Annotated in this window: 13 protein-coding genes; 4 read left to right on the top strand and 9 right to left on the bottom strand. The window is 72.5% G+C overall.

Annotation, left to right across the window (positions count from 1 at the left end; genetic code table 11):
- A complete protein-coding gene (locus tag ABZ453_RS34845) occupies nt 1-1,500 on the bottom strand; it encodes an MFS transporter (RefSeq protein WP_359021372.1) in 1,500 nt (499 codons plus the stop codon).
- 118 nt (nt 1,501-1,618) lie between these two features.
- Here ABZ453_RS34845 and ABZ453_RS34840 point away from each other — a divergent pair, with 118 nt between their 5' ends.
- Nucleotides 1,619-2,623, top strand: coding sequence for an Lrp/AsnC family transcriptional regulator (locus tag ABZ453_RS34840; protein ID WP_359021370.1), 1,005 nt, complete (start codon nt 1,619-1,621; stop codon nt 2,621-2,623).
- Between the two features lie 363 nt (nt 2,624-2,986).
- Here the strand turns inward: ABZ453_RS34840 and ABZ453_RS34835 are convergent, their stop codons facing one another.
- Nucleotides 2,987-3,859 carry a LysR substrate-binding domain-containing protein gene (locus tag ABZ453_RS34835; RefSeq protein WP_359021368.1) on the bottom strand — a complete coding sequence of 291 codons (873 nt, stop codon included), beginning with the start codon at nt 3,857-3,859 and terminating at the stop codon, nt 2,987-2,989.
- Nucleotides 3,860-4,013: 154 nt separating this feature from the next.
- Here ABZ453_RS34835 and ABZ453_RS34830 point away from each other — a divergent pair, with 154 nt between their 5' ends.
- Complete coding sequence (locus ABZ453_RS34830; protein WP_359021414.1) at nt 4,014-5,081, top strand: bile acid:sodium symporter family protein; 1,068 nt, start codon at nt 4,014-4,016, stop codon at nt 5,079-5,081.
- Here the strand turns inward: ABZ453_RS34830 and ABZ453_RS34825 are convergent.
- Nucleotides 5,017-6,237, bottom strand: a complete 1,221-nt coding sequence (locus tag ABZ453_RS34825) for a DUF4185 domain-containing protein (protein ID WP_359021366.1) — start codon at nt 6,235-6,237, stop codon at nt 5,017-5,019. The two genes, ABZ453_RS34830 and ABZ453_RS34825, sit on opposite strands and share 65 nt — an antisense overlap.
- 48 nt (nt 6,238-6,285) lie before the next feature.
- Nucleotides 6,286-7,203, bottom strand: a complete 918-nt coding sequence (locus ABZ453_RS34820) for a zinc-binding dehydrogenase (protein ID WP_359021364.1) — start codon at nt 7,201-7,203, stop codon at nt 6,286-6,288.
- Nucleotides 7,204-7,295: 92 nt separating this feature from the next.
- Here ABZ453_RS34820 and ABZ453_RS34815 point away from each other — a divergent pair, with 92 nt between their 5' ends.
- Both ABZ453_RS34815 and ABZ453_RS34810 read left to right on the top strand, forming a co-directional pair.
- Nucleotides 7,296-7,736 carry a MarR family transcriptional regulator gene (locus ABZ453_RS34815; RefSeq protein WP_359021362.1) on the top strand — a complete coding sequence of 147 codons (441 nt, stop codon included), beginning with the start codon at nt 7,296-7,298 and terminating at the stop codon, nt 7,734-7,736.
- 19 nt (nt 7,737-7,755) lie between these two features.
- Nucleotides 7,756-8,283 (top strand): isochorismatase family protein, encoded by a 528-nt coding sequence (locus tag ABZ453_RS34810; protein WP_359021360.1) that lies wholly within the window; start codon nt 7,756-7,758, stop codon nt 8,281-8,283.
- A 199-nt stretch (nt 8,284-8,482) separates the two neighbouring features.
- Here the strand turns inward: ABZ453_RS34810 and fdhD are convergent, their stop codons facing one another.
- From fdhD to ABZ453_RS34785, 5 genes are read right to left on the bottom strand one after another with little or no spacing between them, the layout of a single operon-like run.
- A complete protein-coding gene (gene fdhD / locus ABZ453_RS34805; RefSeq protein ID WP_359021358.1) occupies nt 8,483-9,331 on the bottom strand; it encodes a formate dehydrogenase accessory sulfurtransferase FdhD in 849 nt (282 codons plus the stop codon).
- 7 nt (nt 9,332-9,338) lie between these two features.
- Nucleotides 9,339-10,199, bottom strand: coding sequence for a 2Fe-2S iron-sulfur cluster-binding protein (locus tag ABZ453_RS34800; RefSeq protein WP_359021356.1), 861 nt, complete (start codon nt 10,197-10,199; stop codon nt 9,339-9,341).
- Nucleotides 10,196-12,013, bottom strand: a complete 1,818-nt coding sequence (locus ABZ453_RS34795; RefSeq protein ID WP_359021354.1) for an NADH-ubiquinone oxidoreductase-F iron-sulfur binding region domain-containing protein — start codon at nt 12,011-12,013, stop codon at nt 10,196-10,198. Before ABZ453_RS34795 ends, ABZ453_RS34800 begins: the two co-directional genes overlap by 4 nt.
- 4 nt (nt 12,014-12,017) lie before the next feature.
- Complete coding sequence (locus ABZ453_RS34790) at nt 12,018-13,937, bottom strand: molybdopterin-dependent oxidoreductase (protein WP_359021351.1); 1,920 nt, start codon at nt 13,935-13,937, stop codon at nt 12,018-12,020.
- Nucleotides 13,934-14,905, bottom strand: coding sequence for a 2-dehydropantoate 2-reductase (locus ABZ453_RS34785; RefSeq protein WP_359021349.1), 972 nt, complete (start codon nt 14,903-14,905; stop codon nt 13,934-13,936). The genes ABZ453_RS34790 and ABZ453_RS34785 overlap by 4 nt, the downstream gene beginning before the upstream one ends.
- Between the last annotated feature and the right edge of the window lie 132 nt (nt 14,906-15,037).

Here is a 15,037-nt window from a genome sequence, read left to right as displayed (position 1 = left end):
TCATCCGCGGTGCGTCGCCGTCTCTTCCCTCAGCGTCTCCGGGGCGGAATTCGTCACTCCGGTGCCGCCCGGACGAGGGGGCCGGACCAGGGCGAGAACGAGTGCTCCGGCCACCGTGGCGGTGAGACCGGCCACCACGGCCGCGGTGTGCAGACCCGCGGCGAACGCCGAGCGCAGCGCGTGCTCCGGGAAGGACCCGCCCAGCGCCCCGGCCGCTCCACCCGCCAGCGCGTGCGCCACCTCGCGCGGCAGCGTGTCCTGCATCCGCGAGGTCACCACGGTGCCGTACACGGCGATGCCGAGCGCGTACCCCAGCTGCCGGAAGGTGTTGACCGCGCCGCCCGCCATGCCGGCCCGGTCGTGCGGCACCGCGGCCAGCGCGGCGCCCGCGATGCCGGGCGAGACCAGGCCCGTGCCGACACCCACCAGGATCAGCCCCGGCACCAGCGCGGACGCCGTCGACCCCGCGTCCAGCACCGTCATGCAGAACTGACCCGTGCCGATCAGCAGCAGCCCGCCGCCGATCGTGATGCGCGCCGGCACCCCGTGCAGCAGCCGCCCGCCGAGCGCCGCCACCACGAAGGACGACAGCGACAGCCACAGGAAGACCAGCCCGCCGCGCACCGGGCTCATCCCGAGCACCGTCTGCAGCCAGATCGAGTCGTACGCCATGAGGCTGAACGCCGCCGCGTTGAAGGCGAGCGCGCCCACCATCACGCCCGAGAACCCGGGCTTCAGGAACAGCCGGGGATCCAGCAGCGGGTCGGCGCCCCGTCGTTCCACGGCCACGAAGCAGACCAGCGCCAGCAGGGCCGCCGCGAAGGTGGCCAGGGTGCCCGACTCGCCCCAGCCGTGCTGCCCGGCCCGTACCGCCCCGTACGTCAGCCCCGCGGCGAAGGCGGCGAACGTCGCCGTGCCCGCCCAGTCCACGCGCCGCTCGCGCGAGCCGTGCGACTCCGGCACGACCTTCAGTGTCAGCCACACCGCGGCCACGCTCACCGGCAGGTTCACATAGAAGATCCACCGCCAGCCGGGCCCGTCCGTCAGCAGTCCGCCGACCACCGGACCCACCGCGGCCGCCGCGCCGCTGACCGCGCCCCACACACCGAGGGCCGTCGAGCGCCGCCTGCCCTGGTAGACCGAGCCGAGCAGCGGCAGCGTGGTCGCGAACATCGCCGCCGCGCCGAGCCCCTGCAGCCCGCGCGCGGCGACCAGCATGCCGGGCCCCGTCGCGAGGCCGCAGAGCAGGGACGCCGTCGCGAACACGACGACGCCCACGACGTGCACCCGCCGCCGGCCCAGGATGTCGGCCGCGGCCCCGATCCCGAGCAGCAGCGCGGCCAGCGCCAGCGCGTAGCCGTCCATCACCCACTGCAGATCGCTCAGCGACGCGTGCAACGACCTCGCCATCTCCGGCAACGCGACCACCGCGATGGTCACGTCCAGCAACAACATGAACGTCCCCAGGCACACCGCCGTGAGCGGCCCCCATGTACGCATGTCCTCAACTCCCCGTGCTTCCCGTACGCCGGACGCGTATCTCTCCGTACGATGGGCCCCGCACGGCCGATCACGGTGGTTTCAGGTGTCCCGACGCCGGAATCCGACAGGAGAGGGTATGACCGCGACGGAATCCCACGGGCTGGTCATGGAGTCCGACACGTTCGACCGGCTCGATCTGCGGATCCTCGCGGCCCTGGAGACCAACGCGCGGGCCTCCTTCAGCCGGATCGGCGCGGTGCTGGGCGTCTCCGACCAGACCGTAGCCCGGCGCTTTCGGCGGCTGTGCGCGGAGGGCGGGCTGCGGGTGGTGGCGGTCCGGGACCCGGAGCGGCTCGGGTACGACCAGTGGAACCTGCGGCTGCGCTGCGTGCCGGACACCGCGCTGAAGATCGCGGACGCGCTCGCCAAACGACCGGACACCTACTGGATCGCGCTCGCCGCCGGAGGGACGGAGGTGCTGTGCGGGACCCGGCCGCGCAGTCCCGGTGACCGCGACGACCTGCTGCTGGGCAAGCTGCCGCGGACGCCGAGCGTGGTGGAGCTGCGGGCCCATCAGCTGCTGCACCGGTTCTTCGGCGGGCCGGACGGCTGGCTGCAGAAGTTCGGCGCGCTGACCGAGGAGGAGCGGGAGGCGCTGCGGCCGGATCTCGTGCCCACCCCGGGGCCCGCGCGGATCGATCCCGAGGACGAGCCGCTCGTCGCCGTGCTCGAACGGGACGCGCGGGCCCCGTATCCCGAGCTCCAGCGGGCGACCGGCCGCTCGGAGTCCGCCGTGAAACGGCGGCTGGCCTCGCTCGTCGCGTCCGGGGCGGTGTATCTGGACGTCGAGTACCACACGGAGATCCTCGGCCACCCCCTCTCCGCGTCGCTGTGGATCACCGCCACACCGGCCAGGCTGCACGCGGTGGGGCAGGCGATCGCTGGGCATCCGGAGACCGCGTACGTCACCGCGATCTCCGGTGCGTCGAACCTGCTGGCCACCGCCGTGTTCAAGGACACGGCCGCGCTGTACGGCTACCTGAGCGGGCCGATCGGACGGCTGGAGGGGATCCAGCACGTGGACGCCGTGCCCTATCTGCGCAGGATCAAGCAGCTGACCTATCCGCCGCCCCAGCGCTGAGCACGGACGCCGCGGTTCAGTAGCCCCCCGGGGGGGCGCGGGGAACTGCGCGCCCAGCCACCAGGGCGCGGCGGACGACCGACGGTCCGGCGAGGCACTTCCCGCGGAGCGCCTGGTGAAGTCCGCTGCGGTTCAGTAGCGCCCCCGAGGGGGCGCGGGGAACTGCGCGACCAGCCACCACGGCGCCGCGGACGACCGACGGTCCGGCGAGGCACTTCCAGGGGGCGCCTGAGCAGGCGTGGTGAAGTCCGCTGCGGTTCAGTAGCGCCCCCCGGGGGGCGCGGGGAACTGCGCGACCAGCCACCACGGCGCCGCGGACGACCGACGGCCCAGCACGGCACATCCAGCGGAGCGCCTACGCGCCTACGCGCCTCTGCGGCGCTGCAGGCGGTCACCGCCCGCCAGGATCGTCGCCGCCAGGGCGTCCGCCGCGCTCTGGGCCGGGCCGCCGCGGCGGCCGTGCACCAGGACGAAGTCCACCCGGCCCAGTTCCGGGAGGCCGAAGCGGTCGGGGAGCCGGACCAGGCCCGGGGGGACGAGGCCGCGGGAGTGGGCCATGACGCCGCGGCCCGCGCGGGCCGCCGCGATCAGCGCGCTCAGACTGCCGCTGGTGCAGGCGATGCGCCAGGGCCGGCCCTGACGCTCCAGGGACTCGAAGGCGACCGCCCGGGTGATGCCCGGCGGCGGGAAGACGATCAGCGGCACCGGGCGGTCCGGGTCGAGGCGGAGCCGTTCCGCGCCGATCCAGACCAGCTCGTCGTGCCAGACCAGCTCGCCGCGCGGGTCCTCCGGGCGCCGCTTGGCGAGCACCAGGTCGAGTCGGCCCGCCTCCAGCTGATCGTGGAGGGTGCCGGAGAGCTCGACGGTCAGCTCCAGGTCCACCTCGGGGTGGTCGTGTCGGAAGCCCTCCAGGATCTCCGGGAGGCGGGTCAGGACGAAGTCCTCCGAGGCGCCGAAGCGGAGCCGGCCACGCAGCCGGGTCCCGGTGAAGAAGGCCGTCGCCTGCTCGTGGACCTCCAGGATCCGCCGGGCGAAGCCCAGCATCGCCTCGCCGTCCTCCGTCAGCTCCACGGAGTGCGTGTCGCGCGAGAACAGCTGCCGCCGGGTCGCGTCCTCGAGCCGCCGTACGTGCTGGCTCACCGTCGACTGCCGCAGCCCGAGCCGGCGCGCGGCCTGCGTGAAACTCAGGGTCTGCGCGACCGCCAGAAAGGTACGCAGGTGGGAGGGGTCGTACATGGCGACAACGGTAGTGGGTCATCGTGATCGGCGATGACAGTCAGAGCGGTATGACGGATTCCCGATCGGCCGGGGGAGGAGGACGATGAACGGGGGTACTCCGTGCCCCGGACAGACCACCACAACCGCCTACAGCGACAGCAAGTGGAGCACCGTGAAACACCTGCGACGGCCGAGTTGGCTGCCGATCGACCCGTACATCCTGCTGCTGCTCGGCACGGTGGGCCTCGCCGCCCTGATGCCGGCGCGCGGGACGGGGGCCGACGTGGCCTCGGGCGCCTCCACGGCCGCGATCGCCTTCCTGTTCTTCCTCTACGGCGCCCGGCTGTCCACCCGTGAGGCGCTGGACGGGCTCAAGCACTGGCGACTGCACGGCACGGTCCTCGCCTGTACGTTCGTGATCTTCCCACTGCTCGGTCTCGCCGCCCGCGGTCTGGTCCCGGTCCTCCTGACCCACCCCCTCTACCAGGGCCTGCTCTTCCTCACCCTGGTCCCCTCGACCATCCAGTCCTCGATCGCCTTCACCTCCATCGCCCGCGGCAACGTGCCCGCCGCGATCTGCGCCGGCTCCTTCTCCTCCCTGGTCGGCATCGTCGTCACCCCGCTGCTCGCCGCCGCCCTGCTGGGCAGCAGCGCCGGAGGGTTCTCGGCCGACTCGCTCGTCCAGATCGTGCTGCAGCTGCTGGTGCCGTTCGTCGCCGGGCAGTTGCTGCGGCGCTGGATCGGCGGCTTCGTCGCCCGGCACAAGAAGGTGCTCGGCCTGGTCGACCGCGGCTCGATCCTGCTCGTCGTCTACACCGCGTTCAGCGAGGGCATGGTCCAGGGCATCTGGCACCAGGTCAGCCCGGTCCGGCTGGGGGGCCTGCTGGTCGTCGAGGCGGTGCTGCTCGCCGTGATGCTGATCCTCACCTGGTACGGCGGCAGGGCGCTGCGCTTCGACCGGGAGGACCGCATCGCGATCCAGTTCGCCGGCTCCAAGAAGTCCCTCGCCTCCGGACTGCCCATGGCCAGCGTGCTGTTCGGTGCGCACGCCTCGCTGGCGGTGCTGCCGCTGATGCTCTTCCACCAGATGCAGCTGATGGTGTGCGCGGTGATCGCCAAGCGCCGCTCGCACGATCCCGAGGCCGCCGAGGCCGAGGACGAAGGCGAGGGCGAGGTCACCGCGTCCGGGTCAGCCGGACCGTCACGAACCGCGGTCGGTACAGGGACACGTTCGCGTTGATGCTCGCCGAAGCCCCCGTCGTCTCCAGCCAGTTGACGTCGTAGCTGAGCACCAGCCGTCCGTCGCCGGCGCTGGCGGACACGGCCGGATGGACCTGCGGGTTGTACGCGGCCACCCCGGACGCCGGCAGGGAGGCGCTGAAGTCCTTCGCCGGGCCGTGCCAGGGACCGGTGGGGGAGCAGGCCCAGTAGGAGGTCACGCCGGTCAGCCCGGCGGCACCCGCGGCCATCGTGAACAAGACGTACGTACCGCCCGTGCGCACGACCGAGAACGCGCTGCCCACCTGGGCACCCGCCAGCGGTTTCGGCACCGTGCCCCAGCCGGCCCCGTCCCAGTACCGCCAGGCCGACGCCTCCCCGAGCCGGCCCTTGGGCACCCGGGCCACGTACGCCGAGGACGACGGCCGGGAGACGGCCCGACCGTCGTCGCCGCCGAACACGTAGGTCCACGCGCCCCGCTCGACGAGGGTCGTGCCGAACAGGATCCGGCGGGAGGGATCGGGGACCAGGCTCTGGTCGAGCACCTTCGCCACCGACTCGACCCGCAGGCCGGGCAGCGACAGTGTGGCGACCTCGGTGGCGGTCGGCACGCCGTAGATCCACGGCGGTTGCCCGGTCGTCCGCACCCACAGCAGCACCCGCACCACCTTCTCGGGCGAGCCGGGGGAGCGCGGCTCCACGCGGGCCGCGACCGGCCAACGCCACTGGTCCTGGGCGGGGTTCGGGAAGAGCGGGGCGGGCAGCGTGCCGCGCAGCCGGCCCCCGGCGTCCATCACCACGGCCGAGTTGCGCACCAGGGGCGCGCCGGTGTCCCGCCAGGCGGAGGACTCGCCGACCGGGTTGGGCGGGCCGTGCACCTGGCCCAGGTAGGTGTCCGAGAACAGCCACAGCACCCGTCCGTCGGGCAGCCGCAGCGAGTGGGTGCCGTCGCCGCCGGTCCAGTCGTCGGTACGGGTGGCGTCGTCGCCGTAGTGGGCGAACTCACCGGTGAGCCGGTCGTCCTTCGACCACGAGGTGACCGTGTGCGGCGCGCACCCGCCGCCCTTCCGGCCGTCGTCGTCGGGCAGGGCGGTGAGCAGCACGGCCCCGAGAACCAGGGCCAGCAGCAGGCCGAGTCCGGTTCCCGTCCGCTGTCGTGCTCGTCGGTCGTCGGGCACCCAGGGGACGTTAGCGGCTGCCGACGGCACGGTCCATGGGCACTGAAGTCAGGGCCGCAGCACCACCTTGCCCAGATTGCCCCGCGACTCGACCACCGCGTGCGCCTTCGCCGCCTCCTCCAGAGCGAACTCCCCGTGCACGACGGGCCGCACCGCGCGCTCCGCGTGCAGTCGCCACAGCTCCCGCCGCCACCGCTCGTACAACTCCGGCTTCCCGCGGGCGATCCGGGCCATCTGGAAGCCGATCACGGACTTGGCGCCCACGAGCAGGTCGTACGCTCGCACGGTCCCGCCGCCCGAGCTGTACGCCACCAGCCGCCCGCCCGGGGCCAGCGCCGCGATCGCCGGGGTCAGCAGCTCGCCGCCCACCGCGTCCAGGACGTAGTCGACGGGTTCGCCCCAGCCGTCGGCCCCGTAGACGATCACCTCGTCGGCGCCGAGGGACCGTACGAAACCGGCCTTCCCCGGGTCCGACACCGCACCCACCACCCGCGCGGCGCCCCGCCGCCGTGCCAGTTGGACGGCCAGGTGCCCCACGCCGCTCGCCGCCGCCGTGACCAGGGCCGCCTCGCCCGGCTCGGGGCGGGCCGCCTCCAGGGCGCCGAGGGCGACCAGGCCGCTGCGGACCAGGGCGACCGCGTCGACGACCGACGCGGTGTCCGGGACGGGCGAGGCCATGGCCTCGTGCAGCAGCGCGAAGTCGGCGTAGCCGTGCCCGAAGCACAGGCCGGTCACCCGGTCTCCGGCGGCGAAGCGGGTGACGCCCTCGCCGGCCGCCACCACCTCCCCGGCGATCTCGCCGCCGAGCGGGACGGGCTCGGCCGCCTCGGTGACCTTGCGGACGACGGGGAGTGTGACGCCGACGGCCTCGCAGCGGACGAGGAGCTCACCGGGGCCGGGCTCCGGGACGGGGGCCTCTTCCACGAACAGGGGGCCACCGGCGGACTCGTAGCGGACGCGCCGCATCACACCTCCAGGAATCGCAAGAAATCGTTGGGATCCCCAACGGTATCGCGCATTCATTGGGAACTCCAACGAGTTTTGGCTAGGCTGCCGCCATGTCCGACGCCCCGCTCGCCGCGATCCGCTCCCTGCCCAGCTGGCTGCTCGGCCGTGCGGCCGCCCGTGGACGCGCCCTGGTGGCCGAGGCGCTCTCGGCGGAGGGCTTGAGGATGTGGCACCACGTGGTGCTCTCCGCCGTCCGCGACCTCGCCCCGGTCGCCCAGGCCGACCTCGGACGGAGCGTCCGGCTCGATCCGAAGGACCTGGTCGGCGTCCTCAACGACCTCCAGGCCGCCGGACTGGTCGTCCGCGAACCGGATCCCGCGGACCGCCGCAAGAACGCGGTGTCCCTCACCGGGGAGGGCGCACGGTCGCTGGCCCGCTGCGAGAAGGCGGCGCGCGCGGCCAACGACGAACTGCTCGCCCCGCTCTCGGCGGCCGAACGTGACCGGTTCATGAAGATGTTGATCCGGATTTCCGGTACTACGGAGGGCTGACGGCGGATAACGTTCCGTCATGACCGCACCCCTCGCCCTCGATCCCGCGCGCAGCGCCCTCGTCCTGGTCGATCTGATGGACCGGATCGTCGCGCTGCCCCTGGAGCCCCGCAAGGGCCCCGAAGTCCTGTCCACCGCCGAGGAGTTGGCGGCCGCCTTCCGCTCGGCGGGCGCGACCGTCGTGCTCGTACGTGTCGAACGCCCCGGCGTCGCCGAACAGCCGCCCGGCAGCGGTCTGGTGGCGGGCCTGGCCCAGGACGGCGACGTCGAGATCGTCAAGCGCACCATCGGCGCCTTTCAGGGCACGGACCTGGACGCCGTACTGCGCGAGCGGGGCGTCACGACCCTGGTCTTCGGCGGGATCGCCACCAACCTCGGCGTCGAGTCCACCGCCCGCGCGGCCGGCGACCTCGGCTACGACCTGGTCTTCGTCGAGGACGCCATGTCGGCCTTCACGGCGGCCGAACACGACGCGTCGACCCGCCTGGACTTCCCGAGACTGGGGACGGTGGTACGGGCGGCGGAGGTGCGGTTCGTCGCCGGCTGACCCATCTCCGGTGCGCACTGCCGGGCGGGCGGTCCTGACCTGCAGAACGGCCGATTTCGCGGACGGCAACGGCCCACCCACGCCCACTGGAACGGACGCGTCGGCCGCGAAGAGAGCCAGAGTGCCGGCGGGACCCCTGTGCGGCGCAGGGGGCGCTCCCCGCCGGTCGGGGCCCCGCCGCCGTGTCGCGGGGAGCCGGTCAGGCCTGGGCGGCCGCGGTCCGCAAGGTGAGCCGGTGTTCGCCCGCGTACACGTTCATGGAGCTGCCCCGCAGGAAGCCCACCAGGGTCAGGCCGGTCTCGGCGGCCAGGTCCACGGCCAGCGAGGACGGCGCGGAGACCGCGGCCAGCACCGGGATCCCCGCCATGACCGCCTTCTGCGCCAGCTCGAAGGAGGCCCGCCCGGAGACGAGGAGGACCGTGCGGGACAGGGGCAGGTTCCCGCTCTGCAGGGCGCGGCCGACCAGCTTGTCGACCGCGTTGTGCCGGCCCACGTCCTCCCGGACGTCCAGCAGCTCGCCGTCCTCGGTGAACAGGGCCGCCGCGTGCAGACCCCCGGTCCGGTCGAAGACCCGCTGGGCCGCGCGGAGCCGGTCGGGGAGGCCCGCGAGCAGTTCGGGATCGAGGCGGACCGGGGGAGTGTCGGCTATCGGCCAGCGGGCCGTCGTGCGCACCGCGTCGAGGCTCGCCTTGCCGCACAGGCCGCAGGACGAGGTCGTGTAGACGTTCCGTTCGAGGGTGATGTCGGGGATCGCCACGCCCGGCGCCGTGCGCACGTCGACCACGTTGTACGTGTTCGAGCCGTCGACCGTGGCGCCCGCGCAGTACACGATGTTCTGCAGGTCCCCCTGCTCGGCGAGCACGCCCTCGCTGACCAGGAAGCCCGCCGCCAGCGCGAAGTCGTCGCCCGGGGTGCGCATGGTGATCGCGAGCGGTTTGCCGTTCAGCCGGATCTCCAGCGGCTCCTCCGCGACCAGGGTGTCCGGGCGCGAGGAGACGGCCCCGTCCCGGATGCGGATCACCTTGCGTCGTTCCGTGACTCGTCCCATGTGTGCCTCAGTCCCGGTTCTGTACGTGCTGGTAGCCGAAGCGGCCCTTGATGCAGAGGTTGCCGTGGGTCACCGGGTTGTCGTGCGGCGAGGTGACCTTCACGATCTCATTGTCCTGCACGTGGAGCGTGAGGTTGCAGCCCACTCCGCAGTACGCGCACACCGTGGTCGTCTCCGTCTGCTTGGTCTCGTCCCACGTACCCGCCGCACGCATGTCGAACTCCGACTTGAACGACAGCGCTCCGGTCGGGCACACCTCGATGCAGTTCCCGCAGTACACACAGGCCGAGTCGGTCAGCGGGGCGTCCTGCTCGACGGCGATCCGGGCGTCGAAGCCGCGGCCGGAGACGGAGATCGCGAAGGTGTTCTGCCACTGGTCGCCGCAGGCGTCGACGCACTTGTAGCACAGGATGCACTTGCCGTAGTCGCGCACGTACAGATCGTTGTCGACCCGCGGTTCCTCGCCTAGCCGGGCCGCCTCCGGGCCGAACCGGTCCGGCTTCGCCCCGTACTCCTTGATCCATCCGGCGACCCGCGGAGTCGTCGACAGGTCGACCGAGGAGGCCAGCAGCTCGAGGACGATCTTGCGGCTGTGTCGGGCGCGCTCGGTGTCCGTGCGGACGACCATTCCGGGCTCGGCCCCGCGTGAGCAGGCCGGTACCAGGGTCCGGGAGCCCTCGACCTCGACCACGCAGACCCGGCAGGCGTTCTTGGGGCGCAGGGTGTCGCCCTGGCACAGGGTCGGTACGTCCTTCCCGGCCGCCCGGCACGCGTCGAGGACGGTCGAGCCCTCCGGGACCCGGACCTCCTGGCCGTCCAGGGTGAACTCCAGCAGCCGGCGCGGAATCCCGAGCGGTGTCACGGTCATTCGTAGGCCCCCAGACGGTCGATGGCGGATTCCACGGCGTTCCACGCGGTCTGTCCCAGACCGCAGATCGAGGCGTCCCGCAGGGCGCGCCCCACCTCCCTGAGCAGTGCGATGTCGTCGGCCGCGGCCGCCCCCGTGCGCCCCGCGATCCGGTGCAGCGCCTCCTCCTGCCGTACCGTCCCGACCCGGCACGGCACACACTGCCCGCAGGACTCGTCCCGGAAGAACTCGGCGATCCGCAGCAGCAGCCGGGGCAGCGGAACGGTGTCGTCGAAGGCCATGACGACGCCCGAGCCGAGCGTGGTGCCCGCTTCCCGGGTGCCTTCGAAGGTGAGCGGGATGTCCAGTTCGTCGGGCCGTACGAAACCGCCGGCGGCCCCGCCGAGGAGGACGGCCCTGAGGCCGGGGCGCACCCCGGCCAGCCGAAGCACCTCGCCCAGCGTCGCGCCGAACGGCAGCTCGTAGACGCCGGGCCGGTCCACGCTGCCGGAGACGCAGAACAGCTTCGGCCCGGTGGACTTCCCGGTGCCGATCGCCGCATAGGCCGGGGCACCCATGGTCAGGATCGGCAGGACGTTCACCAGCGTCTCGACGTTGTTCTCCACGGTCGGCCTGCCGAACAGGCCCTTGTGAACCGGGAAGGGAGGCTTGGAGCGCGGTTCGCCCCGGTACCCCTCGATGGAGTTGAACAGGGCCGTCTCCTCGCCGCAGATGTAGGCGCCCGCACCGCGCCGGATCTCGATGTCGAAGGCATGGCCCTGGCCGAGGACGTCGTCGCCGAGGAAGCCACGCGCGCGTGCCTGCGCGATCGCGTGCTCCAGACGGCGCAGGGCGCGTGGGTACTCGCCGCGCAGATAGACGTACCCCTGGTGCGCGCCGGTCGCGTACGCGGCGATCGTCATGGCCTCCACCAGCGCGTACGGGTCGCCCTCCAGGAGCACCCGGTCCTTGAAGGTGCCCGGCTCGGATTCGTCGGCGTTGCAGACCAGGTAGTGGGGGTGGTCGGGCTGCGACGCCGTGGCCTGCCACTTGCGGCCGGTGGGGAAGGCGGCGCCGCCACGCCCGACCAGGCCGGAGTCGGTCACCTCGCGGATCACCCCGGCGGGACCGAGCTCGAAGGCGCGGCGCAGGGCGGTGTAGCCGCCGTGGGCGCGGTAGTCGTCGAGGGAGGACGGGTCGACCGTCCCCACCCTGCCGAGCAGGACGAGTCCCGGGTCCCCGGCCTGCGGCACCGCCGTCGCCGCCGGCGGCTCCTCGGGCGCCGAGTCGGGGGCGGTCGCGGCGAGGACGGCCTCCCGCACGGTCGCCGGCGCCGACACCGCCGTACGCACCGGATCGCCCGCCCTGACGGCGAGTGCGGCCGGGGCACGTTCGCACAGGCCGAGGCAGGGGCCGCGCTGCACCGAGACGCCGGGACCGAGTCGTGCCTCGACCCCGGCGCTGAGGCCGGCCGCGCCCGCCGCCGTGCACGCGAGGTCCGTGCAGAGGTGGAGAACGGTCGCGGGGCGGGGCCTGAGCGAGAACATCGCGTAGAACGTGGCGACCCCGTACGCCTGTGCCGGCGGCACGGTCAGCCGCCGGCACAGGTAGTCCAACCCGCCCTCGCTGATCCAGCCGATGCGGTCGTTGAGGACGTGCAGCCCCGGCAGCAGCAGGTCGCGTCGGTCCCGGGCCGCGCGGCCGCCGCGGGCCCACCGCAGGTCGGCGTCGGACCGGTCGGCGCCCTCCCAGGAGGACTCCGGAGGCCCCAACAGGGTGTCGACGGCGGCCCGTTCGTCGTCCGTCGGCTTGCTGTCGCCGAAGTGCAGATCCATCAGGTCACCTCACGATGGTCGCGACGGGGAGCTTCTCGATCCGGATCGCCGAGGCCTTGAACTCCGCCGTCCCGGCGATCGGGCAGTTGGCCGCGATCGTCAGCTGGTTGGTGTCCACCTCGTCGGGAAAGTGCATGGTCATGAACGCGAGCCCGGGACGCAGTGCCGGGTCGATCCACACCGGCGCCACGACCGACCCGCGCCGCGAGGACACCTGTACCTCCTCGCCGACCACGACCCCGTAGTGCTCGGCGTCCTCCGGGGACAGCTCGACGTACTCGCCGCGCCGCAACGGGGAGGCGTAACTCCCGCTCTGGACACCGGTGTTGTAGGAGTCGAGACGGCGTCCGGTGGTGAGCCGGATCGGGTACTCCTCGTCGGTGAGGTCGACCGGCGGATCGTGCCGCACGATCCCGAAGGGCGCCGGCATCCCGCGCCTGACCGGGTCCTTCTCCCACAACCGGCCGTGCAGAAAGGTCGGTTCGAGCTCCTCGGTGCTCGGGCACGGCCACTGGATGCCCTGGTGCTCCTCCAGACGCCCGTACGTCATCCCGTAGTGGTCCGGCGAGACGGAGCGCAGCTCGTTCCAGACGGCCTCCGAGTCGGCGTACTTCCAGTCGTGGCCCAGACGTGCGGCCAGCTCGCAGATGATGTCGACGTCCTCGCGGGCGACGCCGGGCGGAGTGACCGCTCGCCGGACCCGCTGGACCCGCCGCTCGCTGTTGGTGGTCGTGCCCTCGGTCTCCGCCCAGCCGGCCGTGGCGGGCAGGACGACGTCCGCGAGCTCGGCCGTCCTCGTCAGGAAGATGTCCTGGACGAGGAGGAAGTCGAGCTGCCGCAGGCGCCGTACGGCCTGCTCGCTGTCGGCCTCCGACTGCGCCGGGTTCTCCCCGACGCAGTAGACGGCCCGGAGGGAGCCCTCCTCCATCGCCTCGAACATCTCGGTGAGGTTCAGCCCGTAGTGGGGTTCGATGACCGTGTCCCACGCCGACTCGAACTTCAGCCGGGTGTCCGCGTCGAGGATGTCCTGAAAGCCGGGCAGCCGGTTGGGGATCGCGCCCATGTCGCCGCCGCCCTGCACGTTGTTCTGACCGCGCAGCGGCTGCAACCCGGCGCCGTAGCGGCCCACTTGACCGGTCAGCAGGGAGAGGTTGATGAGCGCGCGGACGTTGTCGGTGCCGTTGTGGTGCTCGGTGATGCCGAGGGTCCAGCACAACTGGGCGCGCTCGGCGCGGGCGTAGGCATGCGCCAACTTCCGTATCGCGCGCGCCGGTACGCCCGTCACCTTCTCGGCGAGCGACAGTGTCCACGGCTCGACGAGCGCCCGGTACTCCTCGAAACCGGTGGTCGCCCGCTCGATGAACGCCTCGTTGGCCAGGCCCGCGTGGATGATCTCCCGGCCGATCGCGTGCGCCATCGGGATGTCGGTGCCGACGTTCAGTCCGAGCCAGCTCTCCGCCCACTCGGCGGTGGAGGTGCGCCGCGGATCGACCGCGTACATCCGCGCGCCGTTCCTGATGCCCTTCAGCACGTGCTGGAAGAAGATCGGGTGGGCGAAGCGGGCGTTGGAGCCCCACATCACGATGACGTCCGTGTGCTCGATCTCCTCGTACGAGGACGTCCCGCCGCCGGAGCCGAACGCGGCGGAGAGCCCGGCGACGCTCGGGGCGTGGCAGGTCCGGTTGCAGGAGTCGACGTTGTTGGTGCCCATGACGACCCGGGCGAACTTCTGCGCCACGTAGTTCATCTCGTTGGTGGCGCGGGCGCAGGAGAACATGCCGAACGCGCCGCGGTTGCGGTCCAGGCCGTTGGCCGCCCGGTCCAGGGCCTCCTCCCAGCTCGCCCGCCGGAACGGCTCGTCACGGGAGTCCCGCACCAGGGGGTGGGTGAGGCGGGTGTAGGTCTTCGGCTGACGCTTCCTCATGCGGCGCTCCTCAGCGCGAGCAGGTCCGAGATGGCGTGCACGGTGCGCAGGGTGGGCACCTCCACACCGGTGATCTCCGCCAGCTCGACGACTGCGGCGAGCAGCGCGTCGAGTTCGAGCGGCTTGCCGCGCTCCAGATCCTGGAGGGTGGAGGTGCGGTGGTCGCCGACGCGTTCGGCGCCGGCCAGCCGGCGTTCGATGGAGACGCCGACCTCGCAGCCGAGGGCCTCGGCGACCGCGAGCGTCTCGGCCATCATGGTCTCGATGACCTTGCGGGTGCCGCCGTGCCGGCACATCTGCCGCATGGTGGCGCGGGCCAGCGCGCTGATCGGGTTGAACGAGATGTTGCCCAGCAGCTTGAGCCAGATGTCGTTGCGCAGGTCCGGCTCCACCGGGCACTTGAGACCGCCGGCGACCATGGCCTCGCTGAAGTCGAGGCAGCGCTTGGAGACGCTGCGCTCGGGCTCGCCGACGGAGAACCGGGTGCCTTCGAGGTGCCGTACGACTCCCGGCCCCGCCAACTCCGTCGCCGCGTAGACGACACAGCCGACGGCCCGTTCGGGCGCGAGCACCGCACTGACCGCGCCGCCGGGGTCCACGCTCTCGACGCGGTGGCCGTCGTAGGGGCCGCCGTGCCGGTGGAAGTACCACCAGGGGATGCCGTTCTGGGCGGCGACCACCGTGGTGGTGTCGTGCAGAAGGGGCTCGATGAGCGGCCCGCACGCCGCGTACGAGGTGGCCTTCAGACCGAGGAAGACATGGTCGACCGGGCCGATCTCGGCCGGGTCGTCGGTGGCGTGGGCGTGCGCGGTGAAGTCGCCGCGCGGACTGAGCACCCGTACTCCGTGCCGCCGCATGGCCGCCAGGTTCGGTCCACGGGCCACCAGATGCACGTCGGCGCCGGCGCGGTGGAGCGCGGCACCGACGTAGGCGCCGATCGCACCGGCGCCGAGGACTGCGACTTTCATGACGAGACAGCTCCGTTCGGTCGAGGGATACCGAGGAGAGGGCAGCATTGCCGAATCTTGTCGACCGAATATTGTCTACAGTATGGAAGTTGGGGGGACAAGGCTTCGCGCAGCACCTGGGACACCGGGCGC

Source organism: Streptomyces sp. NPDC005799, assembly GCF_040630525.1.
Taxonomy (GTDB): Bacteria; Actinomycetota; Actinomycetes; order Streptomycetales; family Streptomycetaceae; genus Streptomyces; species Streptomyces griseorubiginosus_B.
The sequence above is the reverse complement of the archived record's forward strand: the minus strand, read 5'-3'. Positions and strand labels throughout refer to the sequence as shown.

What these genes read in the sequence shown, in the direction of transcription:
- fdhD (WP_359021358.1), bottom strand. Translation starts at nt 9,331, where the DNA reads ATGGGACGAGTCACGGAACGACGCAAGGTGATCCGCATCCGGGACGGG.
- ABZ453_RS34790 (WP_359021351.1), bottom strand. Translation starts at nt 13,937, where the DNA reads ATGAGGAAGCGTCAGCCGAAGACCTACACCCGCCTCACCCACCCCCTG.
- ABZ453_RS34815 (WP_359021362.1), top strand. Translation starts at nt 7,296, where the DNA reads ATGTCCGACGCCCCGCTCGCCGCGATCCGCTCCCTGCCCAGCTGGCTG.
- ABZ453_RS34845 (WP_359021372.1), bottom strand. Translation starts at nt 1,500, where the DNA reads ATGCGTACATGGGGGCCGCTCACGGCGGTGTGCCTGGGGACGTTCATG.
- ABZ453_RS34800 (WP_359021356.1), bottom strand. Translation starts at nt 10,199, where the DNA reads ATGACCGTGACACCGCTCGGGATTCCGCGCCGGCTGCTGGAGTTCACC.
- ABZ453_RS34820 (WP_359021364.1), bottom strand. Translation starts at nt 7,203, where the DNA reads ATGCGGCGCGTCCGCTACGAGTCCGCCGGTGGCCCCCTGTTCGTGGAA.
- ABZ453_RS34840 (WP_359021370.1), top strand. Translation starts at nt 1,619, where the DNA reads ATGACCGCGACGGAATCCCACGGGCTGGTCATGGAGTCCGACACGTTC.
- ABZ453_RS34810 (WP_359021360.1), top strand. Translation starts at nt 7,756, where the DNA reads ATGACCGCACCCCTCGCCCTCGATCCCGCGCGCAGCGCCCTCGTCCTG.
- ABZ453_RS34785 (WP_359021349.1), bottom strand. Translation starts at nt 14,905, where the DNA reads ATGAAAGTCGCAGTCCTCGGCGCCGGTGCGATCGGCGCCTACGTCGGT.
- ABZ453_RS34835 (WP_359021368.1), bottom strand. Translation starts at nt 3,859, where the DNA reads ATGTACGACCCCTCCCACCTGCGTACCTTTCTGGCGGTCGCGCAGACC.
- ABZ453_RS34795 (WP_359021354.1), bottom strand. Translation starts at nt 12,013, where the DNA reads ATGGATCTGCACTTCGGCGACAGCAAGCCGACGGACGACGAACGGGCC.